This window comes from Amaricoccus macauensis, assembly GCF_014201905.1.
In the GTDB taxonomy this organism is placed as follows: domain Bacteria; phylum Pseudomonadota; class Alphaproteobacteria; order Rhodobacterales; family Rhodobacteraceae; genus Amaricoccus; species Amaricoccus macauensis.
In genome coordinates, this window is record NZ_JACHFM010000002.1 from 1,300,644 (window position 1) to 1,315,892 (window position 15,249).

The following is a 15,249-nucleotide window of genomic DNA, read 5'->3' on the forward strand; positions in this document are numbered from 1 at the left end:
ATGTCCAGGTACTGCTCCGCCGTCACGCTTGCCATTCTCCTCGCCCTCGCCGTGCCGACCCTGGCCCGCGAGCCGATGAAGCTCGACACCGAGGAACCGGCCGAGCGCATCCTGGACCGACGTGTCCTGACACGCCCCGGCGCCGTTCTCGCCGAGGCGCCTGACGGCGCCCCGATCAAGAAGCCGCCTGTGTTCACCGCCTACTATGTCTTCGCGAGCGAAACCCATGACGGCACCGAGTGGCTCGAGATCGGCGCAAACCGCGACGGCAACGAAACCGGGTGGATGCGCGCCGACTCCACCGTCCTGTGGAAACAGACGATCGTCCTCGGCTTCAACAGTCCCGTCGACCGCATCCCGGTCCTGTTCTTCGAGGACAGTTCATCCCTCGAGACGTTCATTGGAAACGAAACGATGAGCACTCGCGCCGAACTGCTGGCCGAGTCGGTCCGCAGTGATGGCAGCGTCGAGGGGAGCGGCGTGATCGCGGTGGAGCCCGCCGAGCAGGTCTCCATTACCGAGCAATTCTATCTGCTGCCGATCCTCGACGCCAGGGACGTGCGCGTCAATCGCCGCTTACGCCGGATCGTGGAGGTCGCCTCGATCAATCAGGAGGCTCTGCCGATCGCCCCGGCCACGGAGGCCCAGCCGTTCCGCGTCGGCATCGTCTTCGTGGTCGACACATCGACCTCGATGGGCCCCTACATCGAGCGTACGCGCGAGGCGATCACCCGGATTCTGGAGGGCGTTGCCTCCGACGCCGAGCGCACCCGCGTCAGTTTCGGTATGGTCGGCTTTCGCGGCGACGTGCGCGCGGTTCCCGGCCTCGACTACACGGTGCACGAGTTTCATCCCCTCGCCAGCGAGTTCGACGAAGCCGCGTTCCTTTCCGCACTGAACGAGGTGCAGGCCACCACCGTCTCCAGCCTCGAATTCGACGAGGATGGCCTTGCCGGCCTCGCCGCCGCAGCCGAGATGCCCGGCTGGTCCGACTTCGACGGCCGGTACATCATCTACATCAGCGACGCCGGAATGCTGATCGGCGACGATCAGGGCTCGGTCGCTGGCACCACGCCCGACCTCTTCGCGAGCCGCGCGCAGGGCGAGCTCGGCATCGCCACGTTCTCGCTATTCCTGCAGACCCGGGCCGGGCGGGCCTATCATGACGAAGCTCTCGCCCAACTCGGAAGCATCAGCCGCAGCCCCGGCGCCGGCGCGCCCCTCGTCTTCCCCATCGAGGACGGCAGCGTCGAGCAGTTCGGCGCTCAGGTGGACCACCTGACCCAGTCCCTGCTCGAACAGGTCCGCCAGACGGCTGACTCCCGCCCGCCGCCGCCGACCGTTTGCGAAACCAATCCCGACGATATCGCCTGCTCGATCTCCGATGTCGGACAGGCGATGCGTCTCGCCTGGCTCGGCCGCCAGCAGCAAGCCCAAGCCCCGGACACCTATCAGGCCTGGGCCGCCGACTTCGCCCTCGACGACCCCAGCCGCCGGGCGATGTCGCCGCGCGTCCTGCTGACCCGCGACCAGCTGAACGACCTCTATGTCACGCTCCAGGCCATCACGGAGGCGTTCTCCGCGCCGGACACGGACCCGGCCACCTTCTTCTCCGCTCTCAAGACCACGCTCGCCCGCATGATGCGCGATCCGAGCCAGATCCGGTCGCTCGACCCGAGCCTTGGCACGGCTCCGGCCCAGATCGACGCGTTCGACAATCTCGGAGATCTCCTCGGCGGGTACTTCGCCGGCCTCCCATACCGCAGCGACCTCGCGTCGATCTCGGAAGAGACGTGGATGCAGATGAGCGATGCCAGCCGTCGCGAGGTCATCGAGGCCGTGAAAGCCAAGATGACAATGTACGAGCTCTACTATGCCGACGCCTCCTCCTGGGTGACGATCAACCCCGACGCGGCCGATGGCGAAAAGGTCTACCCGGTCCTGCTGGAAATGATGCCGTGACCGGGATCGCGCCCGTCGCCCGTATCGACGGTCTGGCCAAGACGCGGCGCGACAGCGAGCGCAGCTTTACCCTGACGCTGCCCCGGCTGCACCTCGCCGCCGGCGACCGCCTTGCCCTCGTCGGCGCCAGCGGCAGCGGCAAGTCGACGCTGATCGGCCTGCTCGCGCTGGCCACCAGCCCGGACCGGGCCGAGCGGTTCGACTTCTGGGCGAGCGAGGGCAACCGCCTCGACGCCGCTGCCGCGTGGCGCTCCGCGGACGAGCGCCGGCTGACCGACGCCCGCGCCCGTGCGATCGCCTACATTCCCCAGCGCGACGGCCTGATGGAGTTCCTGACCGTTGCAGGAAACATCCGCGCGGCGGCCGAGCTCGCGGGGGCCGGCACCGGCCTCGACCTCGCCGGCATCGTCGATGCGCTCGGCCTCGGCACACTGCTCTCGGCCCGACCGGCGCGCATTTCCGGGGGCCAGCGGCAGCGCGTCGCCGTGGCCTGCGCCCTCGCCCGCCGCCCGCGCCTCATCCTCGCGGACGAGCCGACCGCCGCTCTCGACACGGAGAACGCGACGCGCGTCATGTCGAGCCTTTGCCGCCTCGCCACCGAGCAGGGCGCGGCCATCGTCCTTGCCACTCATCAGCTCGCCCTCGCCGCCGAATACGGCTTCTCCGTCCTCAGGGCGGAATCGAGCCGCACCGGCGACGAGTGGGCAACCATCTTCCGACCCGCATGACCCACCTCGGGCTCACCCTGCGCCTTGCTCTCGCGGACCTGCGCTTCGAGCGGGTGGCCTCGCTCTGCCAGATCATCGGGCTCGCCGCCCTGCTCGTCCCGCTCCTGATCCTCCTCGGCATCAAGAACGGCGTCCTGACAGATCGCACCACAGCGCTGCTTCAGAACCCCGAGAGCCTTCGCCTCACGATCGCCCGCACCGCCGCCTACCCGCGCGCCCTGATCGACTCCCTGTCAGGCGATCCCGACGTCCGTTTCGTCGCTCCCCATCCCGTCGTCCTCGCGGTGGTCTCCGACTTCGCCGGCACGGCGCCCGGCGCCCCTGTCGTCCCCCGCGTCTCGCTGCTGGCGACGGGGCTGGGTGACCCGTACCTGCCAGCCGACAGCGCGGCTCCCGGTCCCGGCGAGGTCTGGCTCTCGGCTTCGCTCGCCGGCGGACTCGGCGCCTCCCCGGGCGACCGTGTCACGGCCCTGATGCCGCCCAAGTCGGGTGAGCCCGACGGCGGTGCGCTCGACTTCACCGTTGCCGGCGTCATTCCTGCCGGCACGTGGGGCCGCGTGGGGGCGCTCCTGAACGAGGCCGACCTCTTCCTGATCCAGGACTGGACCGACGGCCACGTGCAGGGCGCCGACCTCGATCCGCTGCGCGGCAACACCACCCCGCGCGAGACGTTTCCCTCGATCCGCCTCTACGCCGCCAGTGTTCCCGCCGCCTTTCGCCTCGTCGATCGCCTCGCGGCGGAAGGCGTTCCCGTCGGCGCCTCGCTGGAAGAGGCGCGCGCACTCGCCGATCTCGATCACGCACTGACGTCGAGCTTCCGCGTCGTCGCCGGCGTGGGCCTCGTGGGCTATGCCGCTGCCTTTGCCGCAAGTCTCTGGAACAATATCGGCCGCAAGCGCCGCGCCATCAGCCTGCTTCGCCTCGGCGGCCTCGGCCGCGCGCCTGCCGCGCTCCTCCCCGTTCTCCAGGCCGCGGGCATCGCCACCCTCGGATGGGGCACCGCCCTTCTCACCTACGCCGCCGGCGCACACCTGCTCAACGCGACCCTCGGTCCCTCGCTCGACCTCGATGGTCCGGTCACCCGTCTCGGCCCGAGCGACATCGCGGCCAGCGCCACGGCCGCTATGGCCGTCGCGCTCGCGGCTTCCGTCTGGGCGGCGATCGCCGTCACCCGCATCACCCCACAACAAGGCATCGACGATGGCTGAACGTACCGCCGCTTGTCTCGCTCTCCTCGGTTTCCTCGCGCTGCCCGCGGCCGCCGCCGACTGGCCAGCCGAGTTCTGGAACCCAGCTGGCAGCCCCGACGACATCGTCCTGCCACTCCCGTGCGACGGTGCTATCACCTTCCGCCGCGTCGAGACCGCGGCTCCCGACAACTGGCTCGCCGACGAGTCCCTCCAGCTCGGCAACTCCGACACCGCCGGTCAGGAACATTCCGAGTCCCTCCTGCGCGACAGCATCGTCGGCTCGCTCTCGCTCGACGGCACCCCGGCCGGCCGATTCTACCTGATCGGCAAGTACGAAGTGACCCGCGATCAGTACGCCGCGGTCATGAACCCGTCCTGCCCCACGCCGACCGAGGATGGCGCGCTTCCCGCCGAAGCGATGTCCTGGCTCGACGCTCAGACCTTCGCCGCCCGCCTCACCGGCTGGCTCAACGCCAACGCCGCCGGAGAGCTCGCCGCGGCCGCCGGGCCGCAGGCTTTCGTGCGCCTCCCCTCTGAGGAGGAATGGGAGTTCGCCGCCCGGGGGGGCGTCGCCGTCCCCGAGGCGGTCCAGCGCCAGCGCCTCTTCCCCATGGAGGGCGCGCTCGAAGATTACGTCTGGTTCGCCGGTTTCAAGTCCTGCGACGGAGTTCTGCAACCCATCGGGCTGCTTCGGCCCAACCCCCTCGGCATTCACGATATTCTTGGCAATGTCCAGGAAATGACGGCCGACTTCTACCGACTGCGCACTCGCTCGCGCCCGCATGGGCAGCTCGGCGGCGGCACGGCCCGGGGTGGCAGTTGCCTGACCACGGAAGCCCGCGTTCGGACTGCCGAGCGTGCCGAATTCCCTCTCTACGATCCGGAAACCGGCCAGCTGGCCGGCAAGCCCTTTACCGGCCTCCGGCCTGTCATCGGGGCGCCAATCCTTATCGGGCAGGACCGTATCGACCGGATCAACGAGGACTGGCGGGACATTGGCCAAACGCGCATTCAGATCGCCCCGTCGGACGACCCGATCACCACGCTCAACCGCCTCGCCGAGACCGAAGACGACCCGGCCACTCGCGAGGCGCTCACCGCCGCCGCCGCCCGCTTCTCGAACGAGATGGAACGCCGCAACGCCATTGAGTCGCGCAGTGCCGTCGCGGTGGTGAACGCCGGCATGCTGATGATCCGCGACTACATCATTGGCGCGGAACTCATTACCAACATAGAGAAGGTCAGCAAAGCGGGCGACGACGTCGACCCGCAAATGCTGCGCCGCGTCTACGAGCGCCAGGAGATCACCAAGGACGCGTTCCTTGCGTCCCTCGTCCACGCCACCGACGACTTCGATCAGCCGACCCTCGATCAGGCAGCCGCCATCATCCGAAAGGAAAATGCCGCCAGGCACCAATCCATGATGCCGAGAACCCGCGCTTCTTCCGACCGAATGCTTGAAATGTTCGTGGATTTCACCCGGAGATACCGGGGTTCACCCGACACATCCCCCGCGCAGTTCTACGACGAAATCGATGCATATTACCAGGATCTTCGCGGTAGGTGATGGTTATTGTCGATTTTACATGGAAAGGCCCAGAGCCATGAAGCTCGATCAAGTCCTTTTCGTCTCAACCGCTGCGTTCATCATCATCGCACCGGTCACGCAGACCCAGTCCGTTCTTGAGCAGCAGCGAGCCGCTCGCGGCAATGCACCGAAACTCGCGAGGCAGGGCGCAGTCCCTCAACAGACGGCGCAAGTCACCGCCTCGGTCAACGTCATCAACGCTTTCGCGCTCTGAGGAGATCAACATGAAATCGACTTCCCTGATCCTTTGCGCAGTCGCCATCACCGGTGCCATCGCTGGTTGCACGCCGACTGGGGGTGCCGGCCCGGTCAGCAGCCGCCTGGCCTCCAACTCCAGCCTCAGTGTCGAGGCGATCCATCTGCAATCCGCCTCGGAGAAGCTCCTGACCCTCGAGCAGCAGCAGGTGGCCGCCCGCGACCGCGAGCGGAGCTTCGCCGTGCAGGGCACGCTCGTCGGCGGGGTCCTCGGCGCCGGGCTCGGTGCGGGCCTCGCATGTGGGATCGAGGCACTCAGGGGCAGGGAGTGCAGCGACGGCGAGATGATCGCCGGAGGCGTCGGCGGTGCCGCGGTCGGCGGCAAGATCGGCTACGACAAGGGCACGCAGGTGGCGCGGGATCAGAACGCTGCGGCCGACCGCGAGAACGAGATCCGGCGCCGCCTTCAGGTCGCGGGAGAGCAGCTCTCGACCGCCAGGACCGCCCGCATCTCCGCCGAGAAGGTCGCCGCCCAGAATATCGCCAGGCTCAGGCAAATGCAGGCGGCGGTGGCGGCCGGTACCGCCTCGAAGGAGCAGCTCATGATGGCCCGCGCCGACGCCAGCGCCGACGCGCAGCAGATCCACGCCGCTGCGGCCGCCATGGGCAGCGGGGCAGGCTCACTCGCTTCCAGCAGCAAGGCAACCGCCGCGCAAAGCCCGTCCCAAGCCGGCAGCCTCCAGAACGCCCAGCACACCATGACTGCCGAGCAGAGCAAGACGGCGGCGCAGTACAACGTCCTGATCGAGGCCATCAACAACTCCGCGCTCTGAGGACACCCTCATGTGGCCGACGTCTCCTCGCCTCGCCATCGTCGCCCTCGCCACACTCGTCGCGGGCTGCGCCTCGCTTGGTGGCGAAGCCAGCCGGCTGGAATTGCAGTCGGAGAAACTGATGGTCCTCACGGCGGAGCAGAACGCCGCGCGCGATCGTACTGGCAAGTATGCGGACCCCAACGCCGTGCAGGCAGCCCAGGCGGCCGCGCTGCTCGCCGCAGGCATCGGTTGCCTGGTCCAGCAGGTCGGCTGGGACGAGGCCTGCTCCTCGACCGATGTGGCGATCTACGCCGTACCGGCGGCGCTCGCCCAGGTCGATACCGGTGACGCAACCCCGACCGATGCGGCAGAGGCGGCGAATGTCAGCCGCCGTCTCGAGATCGCCCGCGAACAACTGACCGTGGCGCAGCAGTCTCGCCAGCTGGCCAAAACAGTGGTGGCGGAGAGCATTGCCAGTCTCGAGCAGACGAAAGCCGGCGTTGCCGCCGGCACGGTCCCGCCTGATCGCCTGAAAGCCGCCCGCGCCGAGGCCAGGGCCGATGTGGAGCAGATCCGCACCGCAGCCTCGATCATGGGCGCCGGCGCGAACTCGCTCACTCCCGGCCGCTTCGCCCCGAACGCAACCCGGATGAAAGGACTTCGGACCATCCAGTCCAACCTGACGGACGAACAGTCGAAAACCACGGCGCTCCACGACGCGCTCGTGACCGCAATCAACCGGTCGGCTCCCTGACGCCGCACCTCCGACGAGGACACTTCATGCCAACCGCCATACTTCTCCGCGGCACCGCTGCTCTCGCTCTCGCCCTCGCCCTCGGCGGCTGCGCCACCAGCGTCGAGTCCTGCGACCCGAATGCCGTCGGCAACGTCTTCACGTCCGCCGCCTGCGCCAACGCCGGCTCGTTCGACCAGCGCCAGGCAAACCTCTCTGCCAACTACGACCGTCTCGCAGACGCTGTCCGGGACGAGCGCATTGCGATCAGTCAGGCCAACCGTCGCATTCGCGACGCCGAGGCCGCCCAGGCGATCACCGCCGAGCAGGCCCGCTCGCTCAACAGCCAGGTGACCGCCCTGAACCGCGACGTCGACCGGTATGCCAGTACCGGGGACCCCGCCCTCGCCGCCCGCATCGAGGCGCAGAAACAGGCGATCAACGATTATTCCCACGTCACCCTGTTCTGAGGTCAGACATGAAAACCTTTCTGCCCGCCGCGCTCCTCGCGTCCCTGGCCATCGCGCAGCCGGCCATCTCGCAGCCCGTTCCGAAAGAGGTGCTCCCTGTTGAGAGGCAATGCTCATTGGCCAATCTCTTCGAGGACTCTGGTGGCTCCTCCAGAGCGAAATATGCCGCCGTCGTCGGGATCATGTCGCAGGACCCAGCGGTTCACTCGGCACTGCTGGCCAACCGGAGTGCACAAATGTGCGCACACGCCGTAAGTCAGTCGTTTTGCAGCAAACAAGTCTTCAAACACACGCTCAACTGGGTAACAACTGCGATCCCCAGTTCGAAACTGATGGACGCCCTAGGTGCGATCGCGACAGCCAAAGCGCCGGAGGAAAACCCTAGAGCCGCTACTCTCGGCACTTTGGGAGCTATCGCCGGAGGGGTAATGGGCGTCGCGAACTCCGGGTCCCCTCTCGAAGGCTTCGTCGATGGCGTAAAGGGCGCTGCCACGATTGGTGGGCTCGGGCTGGGTGCCGGTGCCTTGCTGGACAGCGGCAAGGACTTGGGGGCGTGCAAAGAGCTGCAGAGCGACTTCACGGATATCACCGCTGCCATGATGCGTGGCGGCTTGAGGCGGCAGGCCGACGCTGAGGCAATGATCGCCACCGTGCAGCGAGTCGCGGCGCGTGAAGGGTCACCGAAACAGAAGGAGACGATGGGAGCGATGGTCGAAGTCATGGAGGCCACGGCATACCGCATCGAAAAGGCCAGGAACCGCTGACAGGCGGCGGGGCCAAGCCGACGTGCAGGTATCTGACCAAGTGTCGTCGGCATCCCGCGCGGCGCCATCGAAGGAAGTACCTCGACGGCGCTGTCGCTACTTCAGCGAGGTTTGTTGTACATTGACATAGGAACCTGAAAGATGAACCAAATCTTTCCCGAACTTCCTGAGGATTTTTCTCACTTCAGATACTGGATTGGAATGCACAATGATCCGATCCTTTTTGTCGTTAACACGCGTCATCAGACCCTCGGCGCCCTCGAGCTCGATGTGAAGACCAACACCTTCTTCATCAATAATCTGCGGATCGCGGAGTGCAAGGACGGCCGGTACGCCGACGAAATCGACGAGGCGGAATTCGAGCGCCTGGTTGAGACTCACATTGCCAAATACCACGAGGCCAAGCGGAAAGCGCAAGAGGCGGGAAAGCCATGGCCCGAGGCGCCTCTCAGTGCGGCCGATTTCCTCGCGCAGATCCCTGCGGACCCGAACAGGGTCGTGCTGCAGAAGAGGGACTCCTGGATCGTCGATGCGAGGCTTCGGGAGAACGGCGATCTCGCGTTCTGCAGCGGCGACACTCACCGTGAATGGTATGCCATCGTTCCCGCCGACCGGGTCGAAGACCTGAAGTCCGCGCTCATCGATAAGCTTGGGCCGGACGCCCCGGGCACCGTGCTCGACCTGATCAGGTCGCGCTTCAGCGCACCCGAGGACGCACCGAACCCGTTCGAGGAGATCAAGGCCTTCCTGACCCGCTCTGGCATCGCATGGGTTCACGACGTCTGGTAGGCCGCAGGCGTGTCATGGCGCCGCAAGCCGCACGCCGCGCGCGATCCGGTCGAGCGCGGCGTGCGGAAGACAAGCTGTCGACCGGCGACGGCCGGCATCCGGAAAGGCGCAGATGACCACCTACGACATCATCCCCGACATCCACGGGCAGGCTGAGCTGCTCACCAGCCTCCTCCGCCGTCTTGGCTACTCCGATCGCCGGGGCGCATGGCGTCATCCGGACCGCGACCGCAGTGCGATCTTTCTCGGGGACTTCATCGACCGCGGTCCCGACCAGGCCGCGACCATCGACATCGTCCGGCGGATGACCGGCGAGGGTACCGCGCAGGCGGTGATGGGCAATCACGAGCTGAACGCCCTTCTCTACCACGCAACCGACCCCGCCACCGGTCGGCCGCTGCGCGCGCACGGACGAACGCAGACTGCCCAGCATGCCCGCTTTCTGTCGGAATTCCCGCTCGGGATGGCGCGGACCCGCGATGTCCTCTCCTGGATGGCAAGGCTGCCACTCTGGCTCGAAACGCCCGAGTTTCGAGCGGTCCACGCCTGCTGGCACGCCGCCTCGATCGCTCTCATCCGGCGAGAGATTTTCAGAGACTGTCTTGACGAGGAGACGCTTCTCGCCATCGCGCGCAAGGGAGATCCGTTGCGGGAGGCCGTTGAAACCCTGCTGAAAGGACCGGAAATCCGCCTGCCGCCGGGGGTGCAACTGGTCGACAACGCCGGCCACACTCGCAGCGACAGCCGCGTCGCCTGGTGGACCCGGCGGATGACGCGCTGGCACGAGGTGGTCGCGTCATGGCCCGACGACCAGCCGCTCCCGCCAGGGCCGGTAAAGGAGGAGATCCGCGAGCGACTTCTCGCAGTCACTTACCCCAGCGATGCAATCCCGGTCTTCTTCGGCCACTACTGGCTCATCGGTACACCGCGGCTCCAGGCCGACAACATCCTGTGCCTCGACTATTCCGCCGGCAAGGGTGGTCCGCTGGTCAGCTATCGGCTCGATCGCGACAGCGGGCCGGTCACTCCGCTCGCTCTCGAGCGCCTGACGATCTGCGATCCGCCGGGCTGACATAGCGGGTCCCGGTGGCTGGTCGGAGCGACCGTGCAGGCGTCTGGCTGTGCCTCGGCATGTCGCAGGGCCATGGGCGGAAGCACGCCGGTCGATGCTGTCGCTTACGCCATCTCGAAATTTGAATACTACAGGTGGCCAATGAGAGACGATTACCAACCCCCGAAGTATCCAGAGCCTCTTTAGGGTTTTAGCTGCTACAGGTACTTCTCGGATGCCGGCGACCGTCCGGTCCTTCTTGCGATGAACGCGCAAAATCGAAGCATCGACGCCTTCACGCTTGATGTCGAGAGCAACAGCTTCGAATCCGACTGGGAGCAGAGAGGAAGGTGCGAAACAGACTGGCAATACGACGAAGTCGACGAAGCGACGTTCAACGGCCTCATCGAATTGCAGATCGCCGGCTACCACGAGCACGCGCGGAAGTTGCGAGCGAGTAGGCCATGGGCGGAGGTCGCCAAGGTGACCGCGGACCCGAAGAGGGTCGTGTTGCAGAACCGGGGCTCGTGGATCGTTGATGCGAGATTGGGCGAGCAAGATTACCTCTGGTTCTGCAGCGGCGACGCTCACCATGAGTATTGTTTCTATGTCCACCCCACGAAGTTCGAAACCCTGAGAACCGCGCTCAGGGACGAACTCCGACCGGTCACCCCCGGCACCCTGCTCGATCTGATCAAATTGCGCTTCAGCGTGCCCGAGGATGCACCGAACCCGTACCACGAGATTCAAGACTTCTTGGGACGCTCCGGCATCCCTATTGTACTCTGCTAGGCTGCAAGAGGCCAAGGTAAGGCGCCCTGCGGCGCGCTATCTGGACGAGCGCGGCAGGCCGAATGGAAACGCTCGTCGACGCGATGATTGCGCCGAGAGCCGCCTTCCGCTATCGAGTTCAGCGGCCGGGCTGCGCACACTCGTGCGGCCCGTTGCAGGAGCTTGTCGGCGCTGCTTCACAGCTGGCCGCCGCCTTGCGCCCTGGTCTTCTTCTCGCAAATTAGGGCTATGCTTTGCCTACATCGCTCACGGTCGTCGAGTACCCACACCTCCCGTGAGCACAGCCCCTCGACGCCATCGTCTATGGAATGCCCCTCACGGTTTCCCCAGGCCATCAGACCAAATGGGACGACGCTTCACTCACTGGCGGCGTGATTCATCCACTGCGATGAATTCGCACTTCCGAAGGCCCGGCGAATCCGCCCACAGGTCCGCGCCCCGCGCCTCCTACATGGTGGAGAAGCGTCGCGGCATGATGGCGGCCTGGGCGACGCATCTGACAGGCCAACGCGAGCAGACTTCGACGATTGTCTGATCGGGAGCCCCGTGAGCGATCCGCGACAGATCCCTGCCGCTGTTGCTCCTGACGGAGAGGGTCACTCGGACTGACCACTTCACGTGCTTGTATCCCAACGCGTGACGCCCCTGACGAATGTGGCCTCCGCGTCGGCAGGCACTCCGTTCGGGATGGACCGGAAGCTTCGATCCGCACTCCGATGCCAAAGGGGGATCGTTGCGGATCGTCCGACCCGGCGGCCCTCGGTGCGCTGACGAGACACCTCCGACGCTAGTGCGATCCGTCTCTGATCATATCACTCTGTCGTCGTGGATAGCAGATATGGTGGTTGACGCTGCATGGGCAACCAGGCAGTGTATTGCGCATGCCAGCGCATGAGGTGCGGCACTTGTTCAGCCTGACGGCTGAGCTGTGCCCGAATCCTCGCGTCACGGCTTGGTCGTCGTTTTGGGAAAGCCCGGATGACCGACCGCAAGTTTCTCCTCACTGTTCAGGAACGGCCACGCTGCTCGGCCTGTCCGTGGTCAGCGTGTGGCGGCATGTCAACGACGGGATCGTCTCCCGGCCGATCCGCATCGGGGGTGCCACGCGCTGGGTCCTCGATGAGCTGATCGAGGCGATCAGCGCCGCAGAGGCGAAGCGGTGACAGCCCGGTGGTCTGCGCCGTGCCGCTCGCCCGTCTGACGCGCCTGAGCACGGACGACCATGGAACAGGCGCGCAGACGGCAGGTGCGAGCAGTGCCTGCCACGCGTCTCGGCAGCGGCCGCGGACCACCACTCACAAGGTGATCACCGAGCGGCCCGGTGACGCTCATCGCCGGGCGCTCCGCGCCTCTCGTCCGAGGAAGACGTGACGCCCACCGGAAAAATCCGCGAGGACCGCAGCGGGATCGCGGCTGGAGATGGTCGGACGCCTGGCGTGAATGGCCCGGCGGGGCCCGCTGCCTTGGCACAATCGGCCGCGATCCGCTTGCTTTCGGCGATCGTCCGGAACAGGGTCTGCTCTGTTGCTTTTCAATTCGTTGCTCGAAAAGAGGATCGCGAACCCTCATGCAGCCCGAAAGCTCCGGTGCCTCGGCGCGCGTGCTCGATGACTCCGAATCCGACGAATTGCGCGCGCTTTACTCGCTCACCGACCGGCTCTATCGCGCCGGATCGCTTGAGGACGTCTACGAGGCGTCGCTCGACGCGATCACCGAGACGCTCGGCTGCGAGCGGGCCTCGATCCTGCTCTTCGACGCGCGGGGACTGATGGAGTTCGTGGCCTGGCGTGGTCTTTCCGAGGGCGGCAGGCGCGGTCTCGCCGGCCACGCGCCGTGGGACTCCGGGACCGCGATCCGGGGCCGATCCTCGTCTCCGACACCCTCGACACCGCCGGGCCCGACCGGATCAACTCGGCAATCGCTGAGGAAGGCATCCGCAGCCTCGGCTGCTTCCCGATCACCGTCAAGGGCACCGTGATCGGAAAGTTCATCGCCTGTCACACGAGGCGGCACATCTTCTCGCAGCACGAGGTCGACCTCGCGACCCTGACCGCCCGGCAGGTCGGCTTCAGCATCGAGCGGGTGCAGGCCGAGGAGGGTCTGCGCGAGTCCGAGGAGCGGTTGCTGCTGCTCGCCGAACTCGCGCCGGCGATGATCTGGATGGAAGACGCCGCCGGCATCTGCGTGCAGCTCAACCGTGCATTCCGCGAGTTCTGGGGACTGCCGGACGAACCCGCCGTCTGGGCCGGCTTCGACTGGAGGGAGACTGTCCACCCCGACGATCGCCCCGGGATGCTCAGCGCCCTCGAGGCAGCGCCTCCGGGCAACGCGCCGCTGTGTCGGGCGCGCTTCCGCAACGCCTCTGGCGCGTACCGCGTGCTCGAGATCGAGACCCGGCCGCGGCTTTCGGCGCGGGGAGAATTCCTCGGGACAATCGGAGTCAACCTCGACGTCACCGAGCGCGAGGGAGCGGCGGCGCAGCGCGAGCTCCTGCTCGCCGAGATGGGCCACCGGGTCAAGAATATCCTCGCAGTCGTGCAGGCCATTGCGCGTCAGACCTTCAGGCGGACGGGGGCGGCGGAGGCAGGGAAGGTGCTCGAGGGGCGACTGGCCGCGCTCGCCGCCACCCACGATCTTCTGGCTAGGGACAGCCGGGACAGCGCCCCGCTCAGCCGCCTGGCCGCTGACGCAGTGCGCGCCGACGACGCGCGCTCGGCGCGGGTGGCGCTCTCCGGCCCCGAAGTGCTCCTGTCGCCGAGACAGGCGGTGGCCCTGACGCTGGCGCTGCACGAACTCTACACCAACGCGCTGAAGTACGGTGCGCTGTCGAACGACGATGGCCGCGTCGCCCTCGCGTGGCAGGCGGACGACGGGGTGCTCCGCCTCGCATGGTCGGAATCGGGCGGGCCGCCAGTCGCGCCGCCGCGGCATCGCGGGTTCGGGTCTGTGCTGATCGAGCGGGCGCTCGCCCGCGACTGCGAGGCGGCAGTCCGCCTCGAGTACCCGCCCGAGGGTCTGACCTGCAGCATCGTGATGCCGGTACCGCCCGACGGGGGATGAGGCTCGCGGGATCACCCCGGAACGCAACCCGGGGCAAAGGGGTTAGTCCCGGCAAGGCGCGGGAGAGCCCCATGCCACGAGTTCTTGGAAGAATGATCGTCATCGGAGCCTCCGCAGGCGGCGTGGAGGCTCTCCGAACGCTCGTCGGCCGCTTTCGGCCTGACCTCCCGGTACCGGTTGCGGTCGTGCTCCACGTCGGCGCACAGAGCATCCTGCCTGAGCTTCTTGGTGCGGCCGGTCGCCTGCCGGCGCGCCACGCGCAGAACGGGGAGGCACTCGGACCGGGTACCATCTACGTTGCGCCGCCCGACAAGCACCTGCTCATCCACAACGGCCACCTGATGCTGCGCCGCGGGCCGCGCGAAAACCTGTCACGCCCTGCGATCGACCCGCTCTTCCGCTCCGCCGCCTGCTCGTTCGGCGGCGGCACCATCGGGGTCGTGCTGACCGGCGCGCTCAACGACGGCACCGCCGGCCTCGTCGCGATCAAGCGCTGCGGCGGCATTGCGATCGTGCAGGATCCATCCGAGGCGGACTTTCCGGAGATGCCTTTGAGCGCCCTCCGCCACGTCGAGGTCGATGCCTGCCTTCCGCTTGCCTGCATCGCCGACGAGCTCGCGCTGCGGTGCGCCGCGCCGCCGCGGCCGACCCCGGAGATTCCGATGGACGTCCGGCTAGAGGCCGCCATCGCCGCCCAGGAGCACGCGACCATGGCGACGGAAGAAAAGCTTGGAACGAGCTCGCCGTTCACCTGTCCCGAGTGTCAGGGGCCGCTCTGGGAGATCGACGATCCGGCGGTGCTGCGCTTCCGCTGCCACGTTGGCCACGCCTTCACCGCCGACGCGATGCTCGAGGCGCAGGCAGGGGAGGCCGAGACGATCCTCTGGAAGCTCCTGCGCGCCCGCCAGCAACGCGCCGAGCTTGCCCGGCGCATCGCAGAGCGCGAGAGCCACGGCCACGGGAGCCCGGTCCTCGCGGCGAGGTTCCTGGAGCGCGCGCAGGAGTACGACGAGGATGCGGAGCTCGTGCGCCGCATGCTCATGGGCAGTGTCGGCCACTTTGACGAGGCCGCTGCCGGCGGGCAGGATGGCGAGGACTGAAGCAGGGGAGCC

15 protein-coding genes are annotated in these 15,249 nt (G+C 67.1%); all 15 read left to right on the forward strand.

Annotation, left to right across the window (positions count from 1 at the left end):
* A complete protein-coding gene (locus tag HNP73_RS13650; RefSeq protein WP_184150316.1) occupies window positions 1–1,962 on the forward strand; it encodes a vWA domain-containing protein in 1,962 nt (653 codons plus the stop codon).
* Window positions 1,959–2,690: an ATP-binding cassette domain-containing protein gene (locus tag HNP73_RS13655; protein WP_184150319.1), complete on the forward strand. Its 732-nt coding sequence runs from the start codon at window positions 1,959–1,961 to the stop codon at window positions 2,688–2,690. The genes HNP73_RS13650 and HNP73_RS13655 overlap by 4 nt, the downstream gene beginning before the upstream one ends.
* Window positions 2,687–3,898: an ABC transporter permease family protein gene (locus HNP73_RS13660; protein ID WP_221288502.1), complete on the forward strand. Its 1,212-nt coding sequence runs from the start codon at window positions 2,687–2,689 to the stop codon at window positions 3,896–3,898. Before HNP73_RS13655 ends, HNP73_RS13660 begins: the two co-directional genes overlap by 4 nt.
* Window positions 3,891–5,447, forward strand: coding sequence for a formylglycine-generating enzyme family protein (locus HNP73_RS13665; RefSeq protein ID WP_184150340.1), 1,557 nt, complete (start codon window positions 3,891–3,893; stop codon window positions 5,445–5,447). Before HNP73_RS13660 ends, HNP73_RS13665 begins: the two co-directional genes overlap by 8 nt.
* Window positions 5,448–5,484: 37 nt before the next feature.
* Window positions 5,485–5,682 (forward strand): hypothetical protein, encoded by a 198-nt coding sequence (locus tag HNP73_RS13670; protein WP_184150343.1) that lies wholly within the window; start codon window positions 5,485–5,487, stop codon window positions 5,680–5,682.
* Window positions 5,683–5,692: 10 nt separating this feature from the next.
* The gene (locus HNP73_RS13675) at window positions 5,693–6,496 is read left to right on the forward strand and encodes a hypothetical protein (protein ID WP_184150346.1); all 804 of its coding nucleotides are present in this window, start codon (window positions 5,693–5,695) and stop codon (window positions 6,494–6,496) included.
* Between the two features lie 10 nt (window positions 6,497–6,506).
* A complete protein-coding gene (locus tag HNP73_RS13680) occupies window positions 6,507–7,232 on the forward strand; it encodes a hypothetical protein (protein ID WP_184150349.1) in 726 nt (241 codons plus the stop codon).
* A 26-nt stretch (window positions 7,233–7,258) separates the two neighbouring features.
* Window positions 7,259–7,681 (forward strand): hypothetical protein, encoded by a 423-nt coding sequence (locus tag HNP73_RS13685; protein WP_184150352.1) that lies wholly within the window; start codon window positions 7,259–7,261, stop codon window positions 7,679–7,681.
* An 8-nt stretch (window positions 7,682–7,689) separates the two neighbouring features.
* Window positions 7,690–8,445, forward strand: a complete 756-nt coding sequence (locus HNP73_RS13690; protein ID WP_184150355.1) for a hypothetical protein — start codon at window positions 7,690–7,692, stop codon at window positions 8,443–8,445.
* Between the two features lie 141 nt (window positions 8,446–8,586).
* Window positions 8,587–9,234, forward strand: coding sequence for a hypothetical protein (locus HNP73_RS13695; protein ID WP_184150358.1), 648 nt, complete (start codon window positions 8,587–8,589; stop codon window positions 9,232–9,234).
* Between the two features lie 112 nt (window positions 9,235–9,346).
* A complete protein-coding gene (locus HNP73_RS13700; RefSeq protein ID WP_184150361.1) occupies window positions 9,347–10,306 on the forward strand; it encodes a metallophosphoesterase in 960 nt (319 codons plus the stop codon).
* A gap of 243 nt (window positions 10,307–10,549) precedes the next feature.
* Window positions 10,550–11,077, forward strand: coding sequence for a hypothetical protein (locus HNP73_RS13705; RefSeq protein ID WP_184150364.1), 528 nt, complete (start codon window positions 10,550–10,552; stop codon window positions 11,075–11,077).
* Window positions 11,078–11,982: 905 nt separating this feature from the next.
* Window positions 11,983–12,240 (forward strand): helix-turn-helix transcriptional regulator, encoded by a 258-nt coding sequence (locus HNP73_RS13710; RefSeq protein WP_184150367.1) that lies wholly within the window; start codon window positions 11,983–11,985, stop codon window positions 12,238–12,240.
* 619 nt (window positions 12,241–12,859) lie between these two features.
* Window positions 12,860–14,137 carry a sensor histidine kinase gene (locus HNP73_RS13715; protein ID WP_246399833.1) on the forward strand — a complete coding sequence of 426 codons (1,278 nt, stop codon included), beginning with the start codon at window positions 12,860–12,862 and terminating at the stop codon, window positions 14,135–14,137.
* A 92-nt stretch (window positions 14,138–14,229) separates the two neighbouring features.
* Window positions 14,230–15,237 (forward strand): chemotaxis protein CheB, encoded by a 1,008-nt coding sequence (locus tag HNP73_RS13720; RefSeq protein ID WP_221288504.1) that lies wholly within the window; start codon window positions 14,230–14,232, stop codon window positions 15,235–15,237.
* Window positions 15,238–15,249 lie beyond the last annotated feature (12 nt).

Coding starts and splice junctions, on each gene's coding strand:
- HNP73_RS13660 (WP_221288502.1), top strand. CDS start 2,687: ATGACCCACCTCGGGCTCACCCTGCGCCTTGCTCTCGCGGACCTGCGC.
- HNP73_RS13650 (WP_184150316.1), top strand. CDS start 1: ATGTCCAGGTACTGCTCCGCCGTCACGCTTGCCATTCTCCTCGCCCTC.
- HNP73_RS13690 (WP_184150355.1), top strand. CDS start 7,690: ATGAAAACCTTTCTGCCCGCCGCGCTCCTCGCGTCCCTGGCCATCGCG.
- HNP73_RS13680 (WP_184150349.1), top strand. CDS start 6,507: ATGTGGCCGACGTCTCCTCGCCTCGCCATCGTCGCCCTCGCCACACTC.
- HNP73_RS13665 (WP_184150340.1), top strand. CDS start 3,891: ATGGCTGAACGTACCGCCGCTTGTCTCGCTCTCCTCGGTTTCCTCGCG.
- HNP73_RS13675 (WP_184150346.1), top strand. CDS start 5,693: ATGAAATCGACTTCCCTGATCCTTTGCGCAGTCGCCATCACCGGTGCC.
- HNP73_RS13670 (WP_184150343.1), top strand. CDS start 5,485: ATGAAGCTCGATCAAGTCCTTTTCGTCTCAACCGCTGCGTTCATCATC.
- HNP73_RS13685 (WP_184150352.1), top strand. CDS start 7,259: ATGCCAACCGCCATACTTCTCCGCGGCACCGCTGCTCTCGCTCTCGCC.
- HNP73_RS13695 (WP_184150358.1), top strand. CDS start 8,587: ATGAACCAAATCTTTCCCGAACTTCCTGAGGATTTTTCTCACTTCAGA.
- HNP73_RS13700 (WP_184150361.1), top strand. CDS start 9,347: ATGACCACCTACGACATCATCCCCGACATCCACGGGCAGGCTGAGCTG.
- HNP73_RS13720 (WP_221288504.1), top strand. CDS start 14,230: ATGATCGTCATCGGAGCCTCCGCAGGCGGCGTGGAGGCTCTCCGAACG.
- HNP73_RS13705 (WP_184150364.1), top strand. CDS start 10,550: ATGAACGCGCAAAATCGAAGCATCGACGCCTTCACGCTTGATGTCGAG.